The 23,950-nt window shown below is 39.4% G+C and carries 17 protein-coding genes and 1 other annotated feature; of the genes, 9 read left to right on the top strand and 8 right to left on the bottom strand.

All coding sequences use genetic code 11. From position 1 onward, the window contains the following. Positions 1–141: 141 nt before the first annotated feature. Genes thrC through thrA form a run of 3 tightly spaced genes read right to left on the bottom strand, consistent with a single transcriptional unit; the run spans position 142 to position 4,829 of the window. Entirely contained in the window at positions 142–1,434 is a 1,293-nt protein-coding gene (gene thrC, locus GTK47_RS18650; RefSeq protein WP_165125993.1) for a threonine synthase, read from the bottom strand. Between the two features lie 3 nt (positions 1,435–1,437). Then, entirely contained in the window at positions 1,438–2,388 is a 951-nt protein-coding gene (gene thrB / locus GTK47_RS18655) for a homoserine kinase (protein ID WP_165125996.1), read from the bottom strand. Beyond that, positions 2,370–4,829 carry a bifunctional aspartate kinase/homoserine dehydrogenase I gene (gene thrA / locus GTK47_RS18660; RefSeq protein ID WP_165125999.1) on the bottom strand — a complete coding sequence of 820 codons (2,460 nt, stop codon included), beginning with the start codon at positions 4,827–4,829 and terminating at the stop codon, positions 2,370–2,372. Before thrA ends, thrB begins: the two co-directional genes overlap by 19 nt. A gap of 23 nt (positions 4,830–4,852) precedes the next feature. Continuing rightward, positions 4,853–4,973: a sequence feature (Thr leader region), on the bottom strand. A 665-nt stretch (positions 4,974–5,638) separates the two neighbouring features. Here thrA and arcA point away from each other — a divergent pair. Beyond that, entirely contained in the window at positions 5,639–6,355 is a 717-nt protein-coding gene (gene arcA / locus GTK47_RS18665) for a two-component system response regulator ArcA (protein WP_006535263.1), read from the top strand. Positions 6,356–6,566: 211 nt separating this feature from the next. Here the strand turns inward: arcA and creA are convergent, their stop codons facing one another. After that, positions 6,567–7,043, bottom strand: a complete 477-nt coding sequence (gene creA, locus GTK47_RS18670) for a protein CreA (protein ID WP_023580951.1) — start codon at positions 7,041–7,043, stop codon at positions 6,567–6,569. Between the two features lie 203 nt (positions 7,044–7,246). On the opposite strand from creA, the gene robA reads away from it, so the two are divergent. After that, complete coding sequence (gene robA / locus GTK47_RS18675; RefSeq protein ID WP_165126002.1) at positions 7,247–8,155, top strand: MDR efflux pump AcrAB transcriptional activator RobA; 909 nt, start codon at positions 7,247–7,249, stop codon at positions 8,153–8,155. 43 nt (positions 8,156–8,198) lie between these two features. Here the strand turns inward: robA and gpmB are convergent, their stop codons facing one another. After that, entirely contained in the window at positions 8,199–8,846 is a 648-nt protein-coding gene (gene gpmB / locus GTK47_RS18680; RefSeq protein WP_088493770.1) for a 2,3-diphosphoglycerate-dependent phosphoglycerate mutase GpmB, read from the bottom strand. Positions 8,847–8,897: 51 nt separating this feature from the next. Here gpmB and yjjX point away from each other — a divergent pair, with 51 nt between their 5' ends. Beyond that, positions 8,898–9,434 carry an inosine/xanthosine triphosphatase gene (yjjX, locus tag GTK47_RS18685; RefSeq protein ID WP_023580954.1) on the top strand — a complete coding sequence of 179 codons (537 nt, stop codon included), beginning with the start codon at positions 8,898–8,900 and terminating at the stop codon, positions 9,432–9,434. A gap of 121 nt (positions 9,435–9,555) precedes the next feature. On the opposite strand, the gene trpR is transcribed toward yjjX, so the two are convergent. Further along, positions 9,556–9,867: a trp operon repressor gene (gene trpR / locus GTK47_RS18690; RefSeq protein WP_075671359.1), complete on the bottom strand. Its 312-nt coding sequence runs from the start codon at positions 9,865–9,867 to the stop codon at positions 9,556–9,558. A gap of 101 nt (positions 9,868–9,968) precedes the next feature. Next, a complete protein-coding gene (gene sltY, locus GTK47_RS18695) occupies positions 9,969–11,888 on the bottom strand; it encodes a murein transglycosylase (protein WP_165126005.1) in 1,920 nt (639 codons plus the stop codon). 341 nt (positions 11,889–12,229) lie between these two features. Here sltY and ettA point away from each other — a divergent pair, with 341 nt between their 5' ends. Beyond that, the gene (gene ettA, locus GTK47_RS18700; protein WP_036911774.1) at positions 12,230–13,897 is read left to right on the top strand and encodes an energy-dependent translational throttle protein EttA; all 1,668 of its coding nucleotides are present in this window, start codon (positions 12,230–12,232) and stop codon (positions 13,895–13,897) included. Positions 13,898–13,986: 89 nt separating this feature from the next. Here the strand turns inward: ettA and GTK47_RS18705 are convergent, their stop codons facing one another. Beyond that, a complete protein-coding gene (locus GTK47_RS18705) occupies positions 13,987–14,784 on the bottom strand; it encodes an energy transducer TonB (protein ID WP_165126008.1) in 798 nt (265 codons plus the stop codon). 171 nt (positions 14,785–14,955) lie between these two features. Between GTK47_RS18705 and GTK47_RS18710 the strand changes: the two genes are divergently transcribed. The 5 genes from GTK47_RS18710 (at position 14,956) to GTK47_RS18730 (ending at position 23,949) form a co-directional block, all read left to right on the top strand. After that, positions 14,956–15,504, top strand: coding sequence for an RNA polymerase sigma factor (locus tag GTK47_RS18710; protein WP_165126011.1), 549 nt, complete (start codon positions 14,956–14,958; stop codon positions 15,502–15,504). Next, entirely contained in the window at positions 15,494–16,522 is a 1,029-nt protein-coding gene (locus GTK47_RS18715; protein ID WP_241256048.1) for a FecR domain-containing protein, read from the top strand. Before GTK47_RS18710 ends, GTK47_RS18715 begins: the two co-directional genes overlap by 11 nt. A 103-nt stretch (positions 16,523–16,625) precedes the next feature. Further along, entirely contained in the window at positions 16,626–19,388 is a 2,763-nt protein-coding gene (locus tag GTK47_RS18720; protein WP_165126014.1) for a TonB-dependent receptor, read from the top strand. A gap of 63 nt (positions 19,389–19,451) precedes the next feature. Further along, a complete protein-coding gene (locus GTK47_RS18725) occupies positions 19,452–21,161 on the top strand; it encodes an ABC transporter ATP-binding protein/permease (protein WP_165126017.1) in 1,710 nt (569 codons plus the stop codon). Further along, the gene (locus GTK47_RS18730) at positions 21,151–23,949 is read left to right on the top strand and encodes an insulinase family protein (RefSeq protein WP_165126020.1); all 2,799 of its coding nucleotides are present in this window, start codon (positions 21,151–21,153) and stop codon (positions 23,947–23,949) included. The genes GTK47_RS18725 and GTK47_RS18730 overlap by 11 nt, the downstream gene beginning before the upstream one ends. Position 23,950: the final 1 nt, after the last annotated feature.

The raw sequence follows: 23,950 nt of genomic DNA on the forward strand, positions 1-23,950 counted from the left end.
AATTTACTTACTGGAAATAAAATATATAAATTTATTTTTATCTTTTTTTAAATACTGTTTTTCCTATTTTAGATAAAAAAATAGCCCAACATTTTGTTGAGCTATTTTTTTAAATACATATCTAATTATTTAATGTGATTATTATTTAGGTGCTCGCTCAAGCAAAAATGCACGTAATTGAGCAAAATCAGCAGATAAGAAATGTGAAAGTAATTCTTTATCTGCACGCTCCGCAAGCTCTTTAGGTAATGGTAATTCACCACCTAAAATACGTTCAACGCTTTCTTTAAACTTCGCCGGATGAGCTGTTCCTAAAAATAAACCATATTCACCGTCTTGAAGTTCGTCGCGCAGTAAACGATATGCAATCGCAGCGTGAGGTTCTGAAATATAGCCTTTCTTCGCAAGTTCACGCACTGTTTCTTCTGTTGTTTCATCACTCACTGAACCATGAGCAAGATCAGAAAGATCCCAACCTTTACGGCGATACAATTCTTCAATACGTGGCCAGTTATTTGGTTGACTAACATCCATCGCATTAGAAAGTGTTGCAACAGTACGATGAGGCTCCCATTTACCGTTATCTAAATAACGAGGAACAGTGTCATTCACGTTAGTTGCTGCAATAAAACGCTTAACAGGTAATCCCATTGATTTAGCCAATAAACCAGCCGTTAAATCACCAAAGTTACCACTTGGCACTGAAATCACTAAATGTTCATGTTTTTCTGCTGGAATTTGAGCAACCGCTTCAAAGTAATAACAAATTTGAGCAAGTAATCGACTGATATTAATGGAGTTTGCTGAGTTCAAATACATTGTTTTCTTTAAGAACTCATCATCAAAAGCTTGTTTTACTAATGATTGGCAAGCATCAAAATCATCTTTGATTGCAACAGTGTGAATATTTTCACCTAATGTACAGAACAGTTTTTCCTGTAACGGGCTAATTTTGCCTTCAGGATAAAGAATAACAACTTGTACATTTTCTAACTTGTAGAAAGCATGAGCAACAGCAGCACCCGTGTCACCTGATGTTGCCGTTAAAATGGTCACAGGTTGGTTGCCAGCAACTTCTGACAACATTTGCGCCATAAAGCGACCACCAAAGTCTTTAAATGCCAGTGTTGGGCCATGGAAAAGCTCTAAACAACTCACATCATCTTCAACTTGGGTTACTGGTGCTGGGAATGCAAATGCTGTGCTAATACGTTTTGCTAATACATCAGCAGGAATTTCATCACCAATAAAGGCTGTTAAAATACGGCTACTACGTGTTGCAAAATCAAGTGCTAATAGTTCATCAATTTCAGCTTTAGAAAACGAAGGTAAGTCTTGTGGAAAAAAGAGTCCTTGCTGTTTACCCAAACCTTGTTTTACTGCTTGAGCAAAACTGACTTGCTCTTGATTATCTTTCAAATTATATAATTTCATGACTTACCCTATCTGTCTTGCGCCACGCGTATCTATACGGCAGATATGTACAAAGCCTTCACTGTTTTGTACGTAGTTTTGTTTCAGCCATTCGGCCATCTCTTGTGCGATTTCTAATGAATCACTAATCGTAAAAATGGTAGGCCCTGAGCCTGAAATGCCACAAGCTAATGCACCTTTCTTCTGCGAAGCTTCTCTGGCCTTTTCAAATCCCGGAAGAAGTTGGGTGCGATAAGGCTCAGCAATAACATCTTGCATCAAATTAGCGGCTAATCCTGATTGCTGAGTATGGCAAGCATGAATAAAGCCAGATAAATAACGACCGTGGTTAATAATGTCAGCTTTAGAGTATTCTTTTGGTAAAATCGCCCTAGCTTCTGCCGTAGAAACCTTAATCCCCGGATATGCCATAACCCAATACCAATCATCAAAAGTTGGTACAGACTGACAAATAGTGCCATTTTGTTCCAAAATAAGTTGTAGCCCACCTAAATAACAAGGCGCAACATTATCATAGTGAACACTACCTGAAATACGACCTTCAAGCTCGCCCATCATCAGCAGCAATTGCCTTTCACCAAAAGGTTTTTGAGCAAATTCATTCAGCGCAACCAATGCTGCAACCACAGAACAAGCACTTGATCCTAAACCAGAACCAATTGGCATATTTTTCTCAAGTGTCATTGCAACAGGAAGTTCTTTGCCTAACTTTTCACAAAACAACTGCCAACATTGATACACAATATTTTGCTTAGGATCTGAAGGTAATTTGCTAACAAAGTGCCCTTTACTTTCGAGTGTAAATACCGAAGCCGCTTCAACAGTGACGCAATCACCCAGCAATTGCCCATCAATAGGTGAAACTGCCGCGCCAAGGACATCGAATCCGACACTCACGTTGCCTATTGATGCTGGTGCATAAACTTTAACCACGCTTAAACTCCCAATTTCCATGATAAGGTACGTAATACATCTGCAAACACCCCAGCAGCAGTAACATCATTACCAGCACCATATCCACGTAATACCAATGGAATAGGTTGATAGTATCGAGTGTAAAAGGCTAAAGCATTTTCACCATTTTTCACTTTAAACAGAGGATCATTTGCATCAACTGCCATTATCTTAACTTGGCATTTACCTTCATTGATGATGCCAACATAACGTAATACCTTACCTGCTTTTTGTGCTTCTTCGACTTTAGCATCAAATTCAACATCAACTTGAGGTAGACGATTTAAGAAGCTTACTACATCACCTGAGCTATCAAATGAAACAGGCAGTACAGGCTCTACATCGATATCACTTAGTTCTAATTTATAACCCGCTTCACGCGCTAAAATAAGCAGTTTACGCGCAACATCCATACCAGAAAGGTCATCACGAGGATCTGGCTCAGTAAAGCCTTTATCTTTTGCTGAAAGAGTCGCTTCAGATAAGCTTTTACCTTCATCTAATTGACCAAAAATGTAAGATAATGATCCTGAAAGAATACCATTAAATTGAACTAACTCATCGCCTGCATTTAGCAAGTTTTGTAAGTTCTCAATAACAGGCAAACCTGCACCTACGTTAGTGTCATATAAGAACTTACGGCGTGAAGCTTCCGCAGCTTGTCGAATTTGATAGTAATAATCCATCGACAGCGTATTCGCTTTTTTATTTGGTGTAACCACGTTAAAGCCATTTTGTAAGAAATTTGCGTATTGTTGCGCAATTTCTTCGTTTGATGTGCAATCAACGATCACTGGATTTAAGAAGTGGTACTCTTTTTCTAAACGAATAAGCTGGCTAAAGCTAAAAGGCTCTTTGGCTTCTTTTAAAGCTTGTTGCCAATTGTCTAAATCAATACCTTGCATATCTGTCAGCATGGCTCTTGAGTTAGCAATACCGCATACACGAAGATCGATATGCTTATTTTTCAGCCATGCTTGTTGGCGATGGATCTGTTCAATTAATGCGCTACCCACACCACCAACACCAACAATAAAGACTTCAACAATTTGATTAGTGTTGAAAAGCATTTGATGGCACAAACGCACAGCATTGGTTGCTGAATCATTAGCAATAACGGCTGAAATTGAGCGTTCTGAAGAACCTTGTGCAATAGCTACGATATTAATATTGCCACGAGTTAATGCAGAGAAAAAGCGCGCTGAAATCCCTTTTAAAGTACGCATACCATCACCAACAACAGAGATGATAGCGACGTTTTCCATGATATCTAATGGATCGAGTACACCATCTTTTAATTCTAAATAAAACTCATCTGATAATGCTTTTTGCGCTCTAATAAGTTCTTTTTGTGGCACACAAAAACTGATGCTGTATTCAGAAGAAGATTGTGTAATCAGGACAACAGAAATACCTGCTCTCGACATAACAGAGAATACACGAGCAGCCATTCCCACCATGCCTTTCATACCGGGGCCAGATACGTTGATCATCGCCATATTATTAAGGTTGGTGATCCCTTTAACGGGTGTACTATCGTCTTTTTGACCATCACCAATTAATGTACCCGGCGCATCTGGATTGCCTGTGTTTTTTATTAAACAAGGAATTTGGAATTGGGCGATAGGTGCAATAGTACGAGGGTGAAGTACTTTAGCACCAAAGTAAGAGAGTTCCATCGCTTCTTGATATGACATGCCTTTTAACAGGTGTGCATCAGGAACTAAACGAGGATCGCAAGTATAAACACCGTCAACATCCGTCCAAATTTCACAACACTCTGCACGTAAACAAGTGGCCAATACAGCAGCAGAGTAGTCTGAACCATTACGACCTAATACCACAAGTTCATTTTTCTCATTACCCGCAGTGAAACCTGCCATTAAAATCATATCGTCTTTTGCAATATTAAGCTCTAAGATGCGACGAGTAGATTCAGGAATATCAACGGTAGATTCTAAATAATGACCTTGTGCGAGTAAATTTTTGACTGGATCGATTACAGTGACATTGTAGCCACGAGCCTGTAAAACAGATTCCATAATGGCGATAGAAAGCTTTTCACCACGACAAATCATCGCCGCATTGATGCTATCAGGGCATTGGCCTAATAAAGAGATCCCATGAAGAATATGTTTGATCTCTGCAAATTCACGCTCAACTTTATCTTTTAAGCGTTCATAATCGAAACCAGGCTGTTTTTCTCTTAGACCTTGTAATAAGTTGGCAAAAATTTGCTCGGCTTCTCGTACTTGAGTGAGAGGATCTTCGCCTTCTGCCGTTTTTTCAATCATTGCAACCAAGTAGTTAGTTATCTTGGCTGGTGCTGATAATACAAGAGCGACTTGTCCCTGCTCTCTTTTTTTCTCAGCGATATCAGCAACATTCAGCACACGCTCTGCGTTGGCAACTGAAGTTCCTCCAAATTTTAACACTCGCATACAGCTCTCCTGATTTTTCACCCCAAAAAAAAACCCGCATTTCTCAATGCGGGCTTTTTCGATTTTCGTTTTTTATATGCGACAGCCCGCCCCGTAATATAAGATTCCGGTGGTGGTGGTAATAATTGTCATTTTAGCTGGGCTGTAAATACGCATAACTATCCTGTCTGTCTCAAATTTAGTTTGACTATATACTGGTTAAAGCAAAGCGAGAGAGATGTCAAATTTTTTCTTTTTTTTCACCGAAAAATAAACTCGACTTAAATAAAATATATTCGATCCTTACTCCTATTGTAGTATAGATATTGCTATCACAAAGGGATAAATAAAGAAAATAAAGCTACCATTTTAGAGTTATTTGGGGATTTGTACTTTTACAAAGAATAAGGTATTTTATGCTACTTTAATTTGTGTAACAAAACTGGAAAAAAAAATAAACCCCACTATATTTAACATATATTTTTCTTTTACATTACATAAATCAAATTATATAGTTAACTATTGAAATCAAGGTTAAGCTGTTATCTTGATTTTGATATGTGTCAACAAAAGTTAGCTTTTTAGATGGTATTTAATACAACTGGTGTTATATTGCTGTTAATAGACTATGGGCGTTTTGCATTCTGATTTTAGCGTTCATTGTCGATTAAAATTGCAAGTTTTGTAATAACGTGATGGTTATTTATCGAATTTCAATCTGGGTCTAGTTTTTACGTGCTAATAACAAAAATGAATAACCACACAAATGCACATACAGAAGTTAAACACAGATTTCCTTTTTCTATTTTTGGTAATTTTAGGTAGCAAATATGCAAACCCCGCACATTCTGATTGTTGAAGACGAAGTTGTTACTCGTAATACCCTGAAAAGCATATTCGAAGCTGAAGGGTATATCGTACACGAAGCCACTGATGGTAACGAAATGCACAATGTTCTATCTGATCATGATATTAATCTGGTCATTATGGACATTAATCTTCCTGGTAAAAACGGGCTTTTACTTGCTCGTGAATTACGTGAACAGGCAAGTGTTGCATTAATGTTCCTAACAGGTCGTGATAATGAAGTGGATAAAATCTTAGGCCTAGAAATTGGTGCCGATGATTACATTACTAAACCATTTAACCCTCGTGAATTAACGATTCGTGCACGTAACTTACTGTCACGTACCATGAATTTAGTTAATGGCACAGAAGAACGTCGTTTAGTTGAAAGCTATAAATTCAATGGTTGGGAGCTTGATATTAACAGTCGCTCACTAATCAGTCCTGCTGGTGAACAATATAAATTACCACGCAGTGAATTTCGTGCGATGCTACATTTCTGCGAGAACCCAGGAAAAATCCAAACTCGAGCAGAATTACTGAAGAAAATGACAGGCCGTGAACTGAAACCACATGATCGTACTGTTGACGTAACCATCCGTCGTATTCGTAAGCATTTTGAATCAACACCAGATACACCAGAAATCATTGCAACAATTCATGGTGAAGGTTATCGCTTCTGTGGTGATTTAGACGAGTGATTTGATCCAACCTCAAACACTTAACTAATAAAAAACCCCTGAATGATATTCGGGGGTTTTCTTTTACCTAAAGAAGAGTTAATAAAATCACAAAAGGTGAAAATTGATCTCAGCAACTGTTTTGAAAAAAAATATAACTTCTTTTTAAAAAAAACTTTAAACCTTATTCATATTAATTTTATTAACCATTAATTTCTCTAACAAATAAAAATCACTCTTTCCACGGCATAATAGGTACTGCACTAATCGCATTTTTTGGAGAACCATCAATGACTTTATCTGAGTAAGTCAGGTAAACCAGAGCATGGCGCTGTTTATCGTAAAAACGCACAACTTGAAGCTTTTTAAATACAAGTGATGTTCTTTTCTGGAAAACAACATCGCCATTATTTTTTCCTTTAATAACCTTTTCACTTAGTTCAATAGGCCCTACTTGCTGGCAAGAGATAGCCGCATCAGCAGTATCTTCAGCAAGACCTAAACTTCCTGAAATCCCCCCAGTTTTTGCACGACTCAAATAACATGTGACATTTTTAACTTCAGGATCATCAAATGCTTCAATCACAATTTTATGGTTAGCGCCAAAAAACTTAAATACCGTATCCACGTAGCCAATTTCTTCCGCTTTTGCCATCAAAGAAAAAGGGAGTAAGATAGATACTGCTAGCATCTTTTTGAAATTTAACATATTTACCTTGTTCCATTGAAAAGATGAGAAAATAATTCCGTCTAGAATAAAACAATCCATTACTAACTGATAGAAGAATTTGTGTACATTAGTCGATGAAAAAGACTATATTTTACGATTGTCTAACAATATAACTTGTTATAGATGTTCAGGCTCTTTACCATCTACTGCAATAAATAAACGAATATGACTAAGGGAGATGTATGGATCAAACCAACATCATACGTGATTTGCTCGCTTGGCTTGATAGTAACCTAGATAAGCCTTTATCCCTCGATAATGTCGCAACTAAAGCGGGTTACTCCAAGTGGCATCTACAACGCATGTTTAAAGAAGTTACAGGACAAGCGATTGGTTCTTATATTCGTTCAAGGCGTCTATCCCGTGCAGCCGTTGCATTACGTTTAACGAGCCGCCCTATTTTAGACATTGCTTTGCAATATCGTTTTGATTCTCAACAGACTTTTACCCGCGCGTTTAAAAAGCAATTTGATAGAACACCCGCTCTGTATCGCCGTACTGATGAATGGTGCGCGGTAGGAATTTGTCCACCAATTACCTTAGATCCTCAAAATTTACCTAAATGGGAATTTGTAACGCTATCTGAGAAGAAATTAATTGGTATTGAGCAAACTTGCAGCCATACCCTTGAGCAATGGGCCGAAGCCTGCTCTAACATGCGTCAAACCTTCTGGCGATACTATATGAGTAAGATAAGCGCCGTTCCTCATCAAGTGTATGGGCTTCATCACACCCAACATAGCGATGAACATGAAGACGAGCAGCGTGTACTTTATACAACAGCCGTTGAGCCAGATTACGCAACGTTTATTGATGATGATGCAGCAAATGAAGTCTCTCTTGCTGGCGGTGATTATATTCGCTTTGATTTTGAAGGTGAGGCGAAACGAGGTGCAATGCAGGAGTTTTTATTCCTAATTTATGGCGTCTGTTTACCTAATATGGGATTAACACGTCGTAAAGGCTATGACGTTGAAAAATACTATCTTAAAAATGTGCGTTACAGCAATGAGATGGTGACTGAGCCACAAGATCATATCGAACGTTTTGAATATTACATTCCCATTAAACGTGAAGATATAACCGCGTAATAAAAAGCTCTCTTTGTGATATGAAAAAGAGAGCTTTTATTTTTTAGCGCTGAACTTCATCTAGAGCAGTATCAGTAAGATGACTTACATCACCTGCCGTTTCAATCACCCAACCATTGGCAAGCCAAGGGCTATTTTGATAGTCAACGCGGGAAATTGAGCAATTACGCAATCTTAAACGGCGTTCTGCATATGCAGGTAATCCCAACACTGTGCTCAGTAAGCACCCTAAAGCAATACCATGACTGACTAAGAGTGGACGGCTATTTTCGGGTAAATCAAGACATTGATTTAGCGCAGCCTGCATACGACTTGCTAATTCTGCCATTGATTCTCCTTGGGGAATTCGCCCATCAGGTGTACCATCAATCAAACTCTTGCGCCAAGCCTCTTCTTGTGTCTTTAATGTTGCGATCTCTCGCTGTTCAAGAACGCCCATATTGAGTTCACGTAAACGTGGGTCAGTTATCACTTCACAGCCACAAGCTTGTGCAATGATTTCTGCCGTTTGACGAGTGCGGCCAAGATCGCTTGAGATAATGTGGGTAATGCCTGCTGATTTTACTTTTTCAGCAACTTGCTGTGCTTGACGCACACCATTTGCGGTTAGTGGGCTATCAGATTGCCCTTGAATACGTCTCGCCACGTTCCATTCAGTTTCACCGTGGCGAACAAGATAGACCTGTAACATACATTTTTTCCGTTATACTGCTCTAATTTTTCAAAGGATGATTAATTCATTATGTATCATGTCATTGCAGCCACTACGAATCCAGCAAAAATCAACGCGATAAAACTCGCCTTTGAGCAAGTATTCGGTAAAGATACCTTTGATATTGAAGATATTAATGTCGATAGTCGTGTTCCACAGCAACCTATCGGAAATACAGAAACGAGAACTGGCGCACGTCAACGTGTGATGGCTGCTCGTCAAGTTCGCCCTGAAGCTGATTTTTGGGTTGGCGTCGAAGCCGGTATTGAAGATGATATGACCTTTGCTTGGATTGTTGTCGAACATGGTCAAATTCGTGGAGAATCACGCTCTGCAAGTCTTATGCTACCAGAACAGATCTTAAAAGGGATCCGTGAAGGTCGCGAGCTTGGCGATGAAATGGCTTTTTTAACAAAGATTGACAATATTAAACAGCGCGGTGGTGCGATTGGTTATTTTACTGATGGTTTACTCAGTCGTACTTCTGTGTATCAACAAGCATTAGTGCTGGCATTAGTGCCTGTCACTCATGATATCTATAAAGAACTCAATCAAAAAGAAGATTAATAATTAATCTGATACGTTTTTTAGATAAGTCAGCTTTTAGATAAATAAGAAACAAAAAAGCCATTTAATCAAATAATTAAATGGCTTTTTTATTACTCTAGTTTACATCATAATAACGCGACTATTTTTTCGTCATTAGCTCTTTTTCAAGCCATAATTTCACGTCATGTGGTGCTGTTTTTAAACTATTAGAGCCTCTAGTGATGGTGGCAATACCAACGCCTAACTCTTCTTTTAACTCACGCTGACTTAAATCGCCTCGCATTAGCTCTTGCACAATGCGGACTCGCGTTGCCAAAGCACTACGTTCATCAGGTGTCATTAAAAGTTGTAAAATAGGAAATTGCACATCTTGCTCAAAAGCATGTTGTAATAACGCAACAAATCTTAGCCAGTGCTCATTCTCTTCAGGTGATAATGCAGGATCTTGCATCGTGGGAACCTCTTTTTGCCACACTCATTAACTAGTACATAATATAACATACTTTGCTAATGTACAAAGAGGCCCCAACGATAAATCCGCGTTATTCTCTCTTAATAACGGCTATTCCACTCATTTTCAGTCAGCACAGGTTGCTGTTCACCTGCAAAATAGCTATAGAAAACAGCAAATGAGAGTACATTTTTGACATAACCTCGCGTCTCAGCAAAAGGGATACTTTCAACAAACGCTATCGCATCTAATTGACCATTTGCATCAGATAACCAACGATCAACACGCGCAGGCCCCGCATTATATGCGGCACTTGCTAAAATACGGTTCTGGTTAAAACGTTGATAGACAGAATCAAGATAAGCCGTACCAATCTCAATATTCTTCACAGGATTTGTTAATTGAGCACTACTTACATATCCTGTAATACCCGCTTGTTTTACCGTAAATTCTGCTGTTTTTGGCATTACCTGCATTAAGCCTGTTGCGCCTGCTGAAGAGCGAGCTTGAGGGTTCCACGCACTTTCTTGACGAGCAATTGCCATCGCATAATTGCGGTCTATCGATTTATCTTTCGTGTATTGATCAAACTCATTTTTCCAAGCAAGAGGGAAACGTTCTTCTAGATGATCCCACATTTTCCCTGTGATCGTGGCTTGTACTGCTAAATCAGCCCATTTTTGTTCATATGCATAACGCGCCAACTCAGACTGTATTTGCGCTGGCTGTGAAGCTACATAGTTTGCCCACTCTGAGCGCGCTAAGTTGTCCATCTGCCAATACATTAATTCACGAACGCGCTGTATTTCTGGCTGATTAGGGATACTTGGTGAAACACTTGGTGCCTTATCTATCAGCATCACATAAGGCTTACCTAATTTGCTCGCGGCAACCATTGGATAAAAACCACGATTTTGTGTCAGTGCTTCTAAAATAGCTTGTGCTTCACCATTTTTACCTTGTGATTGCAACACCATTGCACGCCAATAACGCCACTCTTCCTTATTTTTACTTTCAGGTGAGAGTCTTCCTAACCACAATGCTAATTCAGCCGGTTGGTTTTGGCTTAATGCTAGACGTACTCGGCGCTCACGCAATGTATCTGATGCCGTATCTTGAATAACGCTATCACGCCATTTTACCTGCTCTGGTGTCGCATAAGGCATATATTGCCACGCTACAATATCACGCATTAACTGACGTTCACTCGCCGTCATTTTTTGGGCATGTGCGATATTATCAATCTGCGCTTGAGCTGCATCTGCGTCTTTTCTTGCCCAACGAGAAAATGCAGATTGTATGATGGAGCGAGAAAAATCTGTTGGTGAAAGAGCGGTTGCATATCGCCCCACTAAGTTTGGATAGTCTTGTAATTCAACCAAGGCATCGCTAATGGTTTGATAATTTTGAGGAAGACGTCGAGCTAAATAAGCAGCAAGTCCTGTATTACCATTTTTAATTGCTAAATTAATTCGTTCTAATACTAATTCTGGTGTTAGCTGATTCGCCTTTTGCCATTCATCAAAAAGAGCATCACAACTTGATGGCATTGAGGTGCCATTTAGCCATGCTTCTTTAGCGCCTACCCATGCTGTTTGAATATCGCCAGTTGCCCATTTTGCATAATAGTAATTACATCTTGCAGCTTTAGGATTAGGTGGATTTGGGCTAAAAGTCAGTAAATTTTGCCACTCTTGGCGTTTTGCCAATTCATTCACAAATAACGAAGGAAGTGCTTTTGCTGGCGGTAATGTAGGATATTTAGCAACAAATTCAGTGACCACGGCAGGCGCAATCACATCAAGGTTGTCCGTAATTTGACGGTATTCCAAATAGGGATAAAGTGGGTAACTTTGCAATGTTGGGAGTAATTTGTCTACTTCATCTGTTTTTTTAAGATCCCATGCAGCTTTAATTTCTTGATAACGAACACGTTGTTCACTTAATGAATCCGCTTGTGTCCATGTAGAAAAACACAATGCGCCTATTGCTACTGCTAATGACCATGTTTGCTTCACCACGTAACTTCTCCCACTTCAAATAGAACCACCAAAGACTGAATACATTAGCTAATATGATAATCATTAACAATGTAAGTTCCCCTCTTTAAGAGAAATTTTCATTACTTTCAGAGGAAGTACGAAAGGTAGATAAAAACCTCTCTTTTGACTAAGGTTTTCTTTTATAAATCGGGTATACTGGCGACTTTCATCATTTTCGGGTCTTTGGCAAATACTGACATTGACTTTGCTATTGTTCATTTTGGTGCCATAAACACGCGGCTTAATCACAAAAAATTTGTTTTTAGCGCAAAAAGTGGCACCTCAGATAAAATCTCTTTTATAATCAAAGGGTAATTATAGTGGCTCAATACGTTTATAGTATGTTGCGTGTCGGGAAAATTGTCCCACCTAAGCGACATATCCTTAAAAACATTTCACTCAGCTTCTTCCCGGGCGCGAAAATTGGTGTGCTTGGTCTTAATGGTGCCGGTAAGTCAACATTACTGCGCATCATGGCAGGTATTGATACTGATATCGAAGGTGAAGCACGTCCACAACCTGGTATTAAAATTGGTTACTTACCACAAGAACCAAAATTAAACCCTGAACATACCGTACGTGAAGCCGTTGAAGAAGCTGTCAGCGAACTGAAAAACGCATTAAACCGCCTTGATGAAGTTTATGCGGCTTATGCCGATCCTGATGCTGATTTCGATAAATTAGCAAAAGAACAAGGTCAGTTAGAAGCGATTATTCAATCTCATGATGGTCATAACCTTGAAAACCAATTAGAGCGTGCAGCAGAAGCACTGCGTTTACCTGAATGGGACGCGAAAATTGAAAAACTTTCAGGGGGTGAACGCCGCCGTGTTGCTATCTGTCGTCTTCTTTTAGAAAAACCAGATATGCTGCTATTAGATGAACCAACTAACCACTTAGACGCAGAATCTGTCGCTTGGTTAGAACGCTTCTTACACGATTATGAAGGTACCGTTGTGGCGATCACGCACGACCGTTACTTCCTTGATAACGTAGCAGGTTGGATCTTAGAACTTGACCGTGGTGAAGGTATTCCATGGGAAGGTAACTACTCTTCATGGTTAGAACAAAAAGACGCACGTCTTGAGCAAGAAGCGGCAACTGAAGCAGCTCGTCATAAATCTATTCAGAAAGAACTTGAGTGGATCCGCCAAAATCCTAAAGGTCGTCAAGCAAAAGGTAAGGCTCGTCTTGCTCGCTTTGAAGAACTTAACAACGTTGATTATCAAAAACGTAACGAAACCAGTGAACTCTTTATTCCACCTGGACCACGTTTAGGGGATAAAGTGTTAGAAATTAATAATCTAACAAAATCTTATGGTGATCGTGTTCTGATTGATGATTTAAGCTTCTCTATTCCTAAGGGGGCGATCGTCGGTATTATCGGCCCTAACGGTGCGGGTAAATCAACACTGTTTCGTATGATCTCAGGTCAAGAACAACCTGATTCAGGCACCTTAACACTCGGTGATACTGTTAAGCTGGCATCGGTTGATCAGTTCCGCGATAGTATGGACGACAGTAAAACAGTTTGGGAAGAAGTTTCAGGCGGCCAAGACATTATGCGTATTGGTAACTTTGAAATTCCAAGCCGTGCCTATGTTGGTCGCTTTAACTTTAAAGGCGTTGACCAAGGTAAACGTGTTGGTGAACTATCTGGTGGTGAGCGTGGTCGTTTACACCTTGCTAAACTACTGCAAGTTGGCGGCAATATGTTACTGCTCGATGAACCAACCAACGACCTCGACGTTGAAACTTTACGCGCATTAGAAAATGCCCTGTTAGAGTTCCCAGGTTGTGCAATGGTTATTTCCCATGACCGTTGGTTCCTTGACCGTATTGCCACACATATCATCGATTACCAAGATGAAGGTAAAGTAGAATTCTTCGAAGGTAACTTTACCGAATATGAAGAATACAAAAAACGTACATTAGGTAACGATGCTATTCAGCCTCGTCGCATGAAGTACAAACGTATGAGTAAATAATTAAGTTTATTTACAGCATTCGATAATAAAAAAAGCAGAGATAATTCTCTGCTTTTTTATATTTTAAGATCTAGCACATAACGTTTTAGTTAACTGTTCTGTTTATAATCAAAACTTAAAGGTGCCGTAAACGAAATACTCCCATTTTCTAAACGGTAGCTTTCAGGCGCAGGAAACGGTGAGGCACGCTTAATCGTATTTAAGGCTTCTCTATCAAGAATGCGATTACCTGATGATGTTTCCACTTTTGCATCTAATAACTCACCTTTTGCATTTAACACAATAGAGACTTGTGTCACGCCCGTTGCTTTAAAACGCAACGCTGTCCTAGGATAGCGTTTATAGGCATTAATATGGCTATGAATCAAGCTTTCCCATCCCATTTGCCCACTCACAGAAGAGGAAGATAAACTATTAAATTGAGCACTACTGCTTGTATTAGAGCCAGAAACAGGTGCGCTTGTTACATCTGATGGCGCTTCTGAGACAGGAAGATCATCAGGGACTTTTACTGCAACCGGCTTTGGTTTAACCACGGGCTTTACTTTCGGTTTTTCTGGAATGCGCTCATAGGCGCCTTGTGCGACTACTGGCATTTTAGGCAAATCTAACACTTCTTTGATAGGTTCAGGTTCTGTCTCTGCGGGTTCAGGAACAGACATCACTTTCTCAGGCCCTACAGGGACTTCTTTTATTTCTGCCTGTGCTAATTGATAAATACCTAAATCCATTGTCATTGCAGGTGGTAAAACACCATGGCGTTCATCTTTAGAAGTTATCCAGCCAATAGCGACAACGGCTAACGTTGCATGAAATAAAATACTGGCAGTTAATCCACCAATAGAAAATGACCCACGGCGTGAAAAAGTCGCCGACATACTACTCATAATTCTTGCCTCTGATTTTCTTTCTGATGAATTATAGGCATAATATAAACACAAATGATATTGCTTATTATTAATAATACAATAAAAAATTAGCTTGATAATTATCATAACTTGTTCGCATTAGAAGCAGTAAGAGCTTATTATTTCACTCTTTTTTAGACACCAGAGATTATGGCTAGTGATAAATCAGTGGTACAAAAAATTAGTTGTGCCTATCAATCAACCTATGGACAACTTGTGCGTTTTTTCCACAAACGTACGGGTAATTACCATGATGCAGATGATTTGTCTCAAGATGTGTTTACACTATGGCTAAACAGAAAAGAACAAACACCTGTGCAAGAACAGCGTGCTTTTCTGTTTAAAATAGCGAACCACGTTTTGATTGACCATTGGAGAAAAAATCAGAAACAAAAAAATATCTATCAGGATGACTGTGAACTCGATGACGCCGCTCAAAGTTATACCACGGAGCTTGATCCGGGATATGTCCTTGAGCATCAGCAGCGTTTAGATCTACTTAGTGAAGCAATTGAAACATTACCTCCACGCCGTCGAGAAGCATTTGTTCTTTATCGTTTTGATGGACTATCACAAAGCGAAATTGCAGAGCAAATGGAAATCTCAATCAGTATGGTGGAAAAACATATTGCGGCTGCCCTATTACATTGCAAAAGATATGTCGATGCAGGACAGGAGAAATGCACGAATGATGAGTAAGCCGGAGAAAAATACACCGGAAACTAAACCTCACACAGATGAGGATATAGACTCCTTTTTTTGGGAGTCTGATGATGAATTACTCAATGAATCGACTGATGAGCAAGCAGCCCTTTGGTTCACCCGACAACACAGCCAAAGGATGACTCCCAAACAACGCCAAGCATTTAAAGTGTGGATAGAAAATGATGTAAACCGGCAAGCGTATCAAGATATTGCGGGGATCTGGCGTCAATGCGATGCATTACCACGACCAACAATAGCCACAGTTGAAAAGAAAAAACGCTCTCCTTGGCGTCCAATGATCCACACCACTGCTACTCTTTGTTTACTCACTATTTTATATCTTCCTTATAGTCATTTACCTGCATTACTGATGGATAATATGACGCTTGCAACCAGCGACTTACCGAAAGAAATGACCTTAGCTGATGGCTCTAAAGTCTATTTAGACAGAAACACACAGGTAAGAGTGGCTTATGTGCAAGCAGAAAGACAATTATGGCTAGATAAAGGACAAGCTTACTTCAAGGTTAAATCAAATCCTTATCGCCCTTTTTATGTTCATGCAGATACTCGATTAATTAAAGTTGTCGGCACTGAATTTGAAGTTAGTCGCTATGATAACCACCAAATTAACGTAGCAGTCCATGAAGGGATTGTTGAAGTAAAAGCAACACCAAAATCGTCCCCAGCCTATTTGTATGCAGGCTCTCAAGCCACCAGCACATTAGCAAATGACAGTTTTGTTATCTCTTCGGTCAACATTGATTCCGTGGGAAGTTGGCGTTTTGGCCAATTGCATTTCTTTGAGCGCCCATTAAATGAAGTGATAGCCAAACTCAAACCTTATCTTGATATCAATATTCAAATTTCCTCACCCGAAATTGCCAACATGAAAGTCTCGGGAATAGCTAACATAAATGATGCCAAAGACTTTATTACCGCAATTCCACTTATATTGCCGGTTAATGTCATTTTTACTGATAAAAATAATGTGTTAATTATCAATAAGTAAAAAGAAATATGAAAAATATTCTTTTTTACAGGTGAGGATAATTCTCATTTCACCCTCTTCCTTAGTAACAACAATTATTAAGTTAGTGAATGGGATTGGTGAAATGAGAATGAATAACAAAAAAGGGACCCTTAAGAGGTCTCTACTAGCATTGCTAATAAGTACCACTATTGTCGCACCTTGCGCTTATGCATCTACCGTTTCAGTGGCTTTGCCAGAACAGTCTTTGGCTGATTCATTAAGTGCCATTGCAAAACAAGGGCAAGTACAAATTTTATTTGATGCAAATTCGGTTAAAAACCTGCGTGCTCCAGCACTTTCAGGTCAATTTGAAACCCAAACTGCATTACAAAAAGTCTTAATTGGTAGTGGTTTAGAAATTATTCCACAAGGAAGTGGATTTGTTATTCGTCCTCTTGCAACAACTAACGCGATTGTTATTCCTGAAGTTAAAGTCACAGGTATTGGTAGTACTTATCACCCAGCTACCGATGTCGTTTCCGCACCACAATACATCACTGCAGAAGAGATAAAACAGCGTAATACCGGTGATGGCAACATCACTGACCTACTAAAAAGTAACCCCGCAGTTCAATTCTCCAATAATGACAGCACGTCAATGAATCAGGGTGAAATTAAACCTTCACGTATTTCTATTCATGGTTCTAGCAGTTATCAAAACTCTTATAAACTTGATGGTGTCAGTTTTAACAATGACTTTGACCCAGCTAACTCAGGTAATGGTGAAACCAACACTCGAGTGACCAGTGATGAACAAGGGATGTACCTTGATAGTCGTTTAATTGATAGCGTCACGGTTTATGATAACAATATTCCTGTTGAATTTGGCGGGTTTACAGGAGGCACCGTTGATGTGCAGAGTCGTCGCTGGTCTGGTGAAACTCATGCCAATGCCTATTACCGCACTACGCGCTCAAGCTGGAATAATATTTTTACTGATCCAAAACTGAATTTTGATACTGCTAACAATGATTTTAGTAACCCCGCCCGTTTTCAGAAAAAATATGACAAACAAAACTTCGGTGGTTGGTTTGAAACGAGTTTAACAGATAATACAGGGCTTATTTTCTCTGCATCACGCCGTGAATCAACCATTCCAATGATGATGAGTAGTGCGGGTGGTTTTATTCACACACCTGACTATCAATTAGAACAAGTTGAACAAAACGCAGGTTATCGCGACCAAACTCGTACCTCAGATAACTATTTTATTAAATATTCTTGGGATATTTCAGATACCCAATCTCTTGATTTATCAAGTAATATCGCGCGTTATAAAAGCTATTTATTCTCAGGTTCAGTCTATAACTCAGGCTATGATAATGAGCATAATGGTTTAAGTTTTACTGCGCTTTATAAACATAAATTAGATCTCGGTACATTAGAATTAACAACGGGTTATCAAAAACTAGAAGATAAACGAACGAATGATCAAAATTACTTTATTCGTTTAGATGATGCAATTACTGGTTGGTCAACACCAACAAGTTATAACAGTGGGGGTCAGGGTGATCTAAAGAGTAATCAAGAAACCGTAAGTACTAAAGCGATAATGCGCTTTAACTCTTATGATTTAGGCTCAACCATACACCAGCCTACAACGGGTTTTGAAGTTGCTAGAACCAAAGGCTCTTATATCAGGGATAAAGACTTTTATAGTTATTTCTATTCAGGAATGACCGATCTTGATACAGGTGAATGGAGTGGTGGACGTTCAAATACCACACGCTTCCAATCAGGAAGTCATAGTGCAACCTATACAAACTATGCAATCTATCTTGATGACAATATTCAATATAAACGCTTAACACTGCGTCCAGGTATTCGTTTAGATAGAGATGATTTTGTTCAAAGAAACAATATTTCACCTCGCTTAAGTGGTACTTATGATATTTGGGGTACAGGTAATACCCTCTTGATTGGTGGTGTAAACCGTTACTACGGTCGCTCCATGTTAACTTATGCGCTATATGGTGCGCAAAATGCAGGCTTACAACACTGTTATTTTGAGTGTGAGTCACCAGATGGCGATTGGTATAACCGTACCGACTTTGATGGATTAGATTCCTTAAAAACGCCTTACAACGACGAATTCACATTAGGTTTGCAACAAGAAATCGCCTCAACGACTTGGCGTTTACAATACGTTCATCGTAACGGCCGTGATGAAGTGCGCAGTGATACAAAGTATCCTGATAGCAATGATTACGAAAAAATGAATATTCGTGCATTTAATAACAATGGTCGTAGTTCACACGATACCGTGACTTTATCGGTGAAAAATAGCCAACCTTGGGAATTGGCACAAGCTGATCATGTATTCAATGCTTCAATTAGTTGGCAACAAAGCAAAACCAATACACCTAAAGACTCAGGTTATGCTGATTTTAGCCCAAACAATCAAAATGTTAACCGCAACAAAGTACTATATGATGGAAAAATCATTGATGCCAAAGACTTACCTTCAGGTAACTTCAACTCGCCATTAAAAATTACAGCCGATCTCACTAGTGTTTGGGATGAATGGAATGTGACTTGGTTTAACCAATTGCAATGGAATAGCTGGCGCTCTCAAGCAGAAAAAACCAATAACGGTAATCCAATTAAAACACCTGAAGCTGGTTATATTTATGCCTATAAAAAACAAAACTACAGTAGCCGCTTTACTTGGGATACCAAACTAAGCTGGCAGCCTGAGTTTGCTTATGGTGTTGGTGTGTCAGTTGAAGTCAACAACGTATTAAATACTCGAAACGTTGCTGATCACTTCACTTACAAAGATAAAGATTACAAATCGTATGAACCAGGTCGTCAGTTCTGGTTACAAGTCAGCTACGACTATTAATAAATTGACGAAGTTAATGTGAGCAACCAAGTCGATACACAATAAAAATATGACCGATAAGCAATGAAAACAATAAAACAATTTTTCTATTTAGTTTCACCTTTTTGGGGGCGGCGTGCCGCCCTTTACTGCTGGTTTCTATTGATTGTCTCTTTGACCTTAACCCTATCGTCCGTTTGGTTTAACGTCAAAATGAATGAATGGAATGGCGGTTTTTATAATGCATTACAACAACTTGATGGACAAGCGCTCTACAAGCTTCTTCAACAATTTGTCATTATCATTGCGGGATTAATTACTGTTGTAGTAATGGGCGATTTCTTACGCCAAAAAATGGTTATTCGCTGGCGTGAAGGCATGACAGAACAAGTGCTCGATCGCTGGTTATCAAAAAACAGTAAACACTATATGTTAAGACTCACTTCTCAAGAGCCTGATAACCCTGATCAGCGTATTGCAGAAGATATTCGTTTACTGATCGAATCAACAATGCGTTTAACCGTGACATTTTTGCACTCGTTACTCACGCTTATCTCTTTTGCTACCATTCTTTGGTCACTGTCTGGCGCTATCTCTTTCACATTAGGGGGTAGTGAATGGACAATTCCCGGCTATATGTTCTGGGCTTGTATTATCTATACCATTATCGGGATCACCATTACGCAATTAATTGGTTCGCCACTGCGTAAAATTAATATGGATAAACAGCGCAAAGAAGCGGATTACCGTACTGCGCTCATCACCCGCAAACAACATGGCGATGCGATTGCAGGTCAACGTGGTGAAATCAGTGATCGCAACGAATTAATGAGTCGCTTTTTAGGGGTTATTCATAACTGGAATAACCTTATCCGCTACGAAAGAAATCTTGCATTCTTTACGGTCGGCTATCAACAAGCCACTGCAATGGCACCGATTATTTTTGCCTTACCAAAATTCCTTGCTGGCGAATTAATGCTAGGGGGATTAATGCAGTTGAGACAAGCATTCTCTAGTGTTGCAGGTGCATTAAGCTGGTTTATTTTCTCGTATAAAGAGATTGCTGCATGGCAAGCAACAGTGACACGTCTTTATAATTTTGTGGTGCTATTAGAGCACGATCATGAGCCAGAAGTTGCTGATTTAAACGATAAACAGACTAAATTAAAAGCTAATCTTTCTCTGTTTATGCAAGATGACAGCCTGTTAATCCAAGATATTAACTTCTCTGTAAAAGCGGGTGAGTTAATCGTTATTGAAGGTTGCTCTGGTTTAGGTAAATCAACGCTGCTTAGAGCACTAAGTGGGCATTGGCCTTATTTCAAAGGGGAAATTCAACGTTCACCAAATGTGTGTTGGATCCCACAGCGTATGTATCTGCCTTTTGCTCGTTTAGACAGTTTGCTCTCTTATCCTTGTCAGCCTAATCAATTCTCTACTAAAGAGTATGAAGAAGCACTTCATTTGGTGGGCTTAGACAAAATAAAAAATCAACTTTCACTGGAAACGGATTGGACAACACGCCTATCAGGTGGTGAGCAACAACGCCTTATTTTTGCCCGTTTATTACTTAATAAACCTGAGCTTATTTTATTAGATGAAACCACCTCTGCACTTGATGAACAAAACGCATTAAACATGTTGCAGTTACTAAAACAACATCTGCCAACCGCGGGTATTGCGTTAGTCAGCCACCAGCGCTTTACACATGTGATTGCAGATAATGTGATTTCACTCAAAGCCCCTACCGTGTCCTCCTCTCAACCTGCTGGAGTTACCGAATATGTATCGTAAATTACTGATTGTTTCAGTCAGTCTTTCACTTTTAGGGTGTGCGACAAACACCCCTAATCAAAATGACAAAAGTACGCTATTACTGCGTCCTGATGTTCGCCATTTTACCCTAGATAATGGTTTAGACGTCTACTTACTGCAACGCCCACAAACGGGTGTTGAAATGCGTCTTTTGGTAAAAAGTGGCTCTGTTCAAGAAGATGAAAAACAGCTCGGTTTTTCACACTTTACTGAACATATGGCGTTTAAAGGTACAACTCATTTTCCGGGTACAACGGGCTTTAAACAGCTTGAAAACCTAGGCATGAAATTAGGTAGTCATGTTAATGCCGCGACAAGTTTAAATGCGACGACTTATAAACTGTCATTACCGAATGCAAACCCGACCCAAATTAAAACAGGGTTAAAGATCTTATCTGACTGGGCATTTGAAATGACATTTGACCCAATTGAGTTTGATAAAGAGCGTCCGGTTATTGTTGAAGAGTGGCGTTTACGCCAAGGTATCGGTTTTCGTATTAACCGCCAGTTAGAGGAATTGCGTTATTACGGTAGCCGTTATCTAGATCGTGATCCTATTGGCGATTTAGAAATCGTTAAACATGGCGATGTGAAAGATGCAAAACGCTATTACGATACTTGGTATCAACCAGAAAGAATGGCATTAGTACTGGTCGGTAACTTTAATCAGGGCGATGCTATTGCTGATATTAAGCAACTGTTTAACGCTAAAAATAGCGAAAACAAAGGAGTTGATGATCCTTCTTGGCACAATTTTATTGATCATAAAGATCTACTGGTCAAAACGATTTTCGACAAAGAGCAAGGTTCGCGTATTTTACAGTTCACCTTGCAACGTACTTTGCCAGCACCTTTAAATAGTCGCCAAGGTCAATATGAAGATTTAATGGATTCATTATGGTTATCAATTTTAAATCAACGTTTCTCCACTATTGTTGATAATGGATTAATGGCTTCTATTAGCGCTAATGCTCAAGGTGCAATGTTAGACTCTCGTCGTTCACAACAATTGATGATTGCACACCCTAAAGGTAATGATTACCAAGGTGCCTTAGATATCTTATTTACAGAAGTTCAACGCCTCGCCTCTGTTCCAGTGACTCAAGAAGAGCTAGATAATGCTCGCAATGCAATGTTAAAACGCCTAAGCCAACAAGCTGCGGGTGAAGAGCGTTACAAACACGATTATTTAGCCAACCAAATCACGACAGCCATTGAATTGGATATGCCAATTCAAACGAAAAAACAGGCGTTAAATTTAAGCTATCAATTAATCAATAAAGTGACCCCTGAAACGTTGTCAGCTTATTTTGCTCAATATCTAAAACAATCATCACCACGAGTTGCTGTGATTGGCCCGGATAATGACGCTAGTTTGTTTAATGCAACTAAAGCAGCACAACGTTGGCAAGAAATTAGACAATCAAACCCAGGAGCATTTACCCTAAAAACGCAAGCTGTTGTGCTCGATATCAAGCCTGAGCTCACGGGTTCAGTCGTTTCAACGCAATCTCTTCCAATTGAAAAAACGCAAGAATGGACACTGAGCAATAATGTAAAAGTGATTGTGAAAAATGACAATTATCTCAAAGATAATATTCAAGTTTCACTGCGTATTCCCGGCGGCTCTTCACTTGAAACAAATCAAAGCTTAGGCATGGTGCAATGGGCATTAAAATTACCCGAAGTAAGCGGATATGGTAATTATAATGCACGTGAATTAGCGTTATTTACCAAGCAACATCAAATCAGTTTGCGCCCATATAGCGAACTGTTATTTCATGGTTTTCGTGGTGAAGCGCCAATTGATGAATTGGACACCTTGCTAACATTAATGCATCTAAAAATTACGTCGCCACAGTTTAATGGCGAGAAATTAGAGCAACAAAAGCAAGCCATGGCATTAGGGATTTCAAAAACACCTGTTGAGCGTACTTTCTTGGATAATATCAATAAAGAAAGCTATCAAAATGGCGATCGCTTAGTCGTTTCCCCGCAAGGTGCTTGGAAACAGTTTACTGCTCAACAATTACAGCAAACAAACCAAATGATCTTAGGGCAACCTGCTGATATGACATTAGTTATCAGTGGTCCTATCAATCTAAATCAAGTTAAACCTCTAGTTGAACGCTGGATTGCAAGTCTACCAACGCGTTCAGAGCAACGCTTATTTTGGGCAGATCCCGCTATTAATCCTAAACTCACTTCATTTAGCAAAACATATCCTATTGCAAGTAGTGATAAGAGCATGATTAGCATTCAATATGCAGCACCTGCTCGATGGTCACAGCAACAAGTATTAGCGCTAAATTTACTGGATACAGTGATCAGCCAGCGCTTAAGACTCAACCTACGTGAAAAAGCAGGCGGTATTTACTCACTTGGTTTCTCTGAAATGTTAACGAAAGTGCCTACAAGCTACTATACCGGTCGTTTAAACTTTACAGCATCACCTGAGCGTGCAGATGAATTAATCACTCTCGCCCGTAAAGTCGTAAATGAGGTTAAGCAATCAGGCATTACAGATAAAGAGTTACAAGAGGCTAAAAATATCTGGCTAACTGAAAATTCACAGGTGAATGACAGTGCCAGTTATTGGACAGATGCCCTTGCTCAAGTTGCAACGGATGACCAACAGTATCAGCGTTTACTCACTGATCCTGCCATTATAAAAACATTAAGTGTTAACAATATAAACCAAGTAGCTCGCCAATGGTTAGGTGAAAATGAAAAGGTCTTTAAGTTAACGCCAGCAACACAAAAATAAA

Source organism: Proteus sp. ZN5 (assembly GCF_011046025.1).
Classification (GTDB): domain Bacteria; phylum Pseudomonadota; class Gammaproteobacteria; order Enterobacterales; family Enterobacteriaceae; genus Proteus.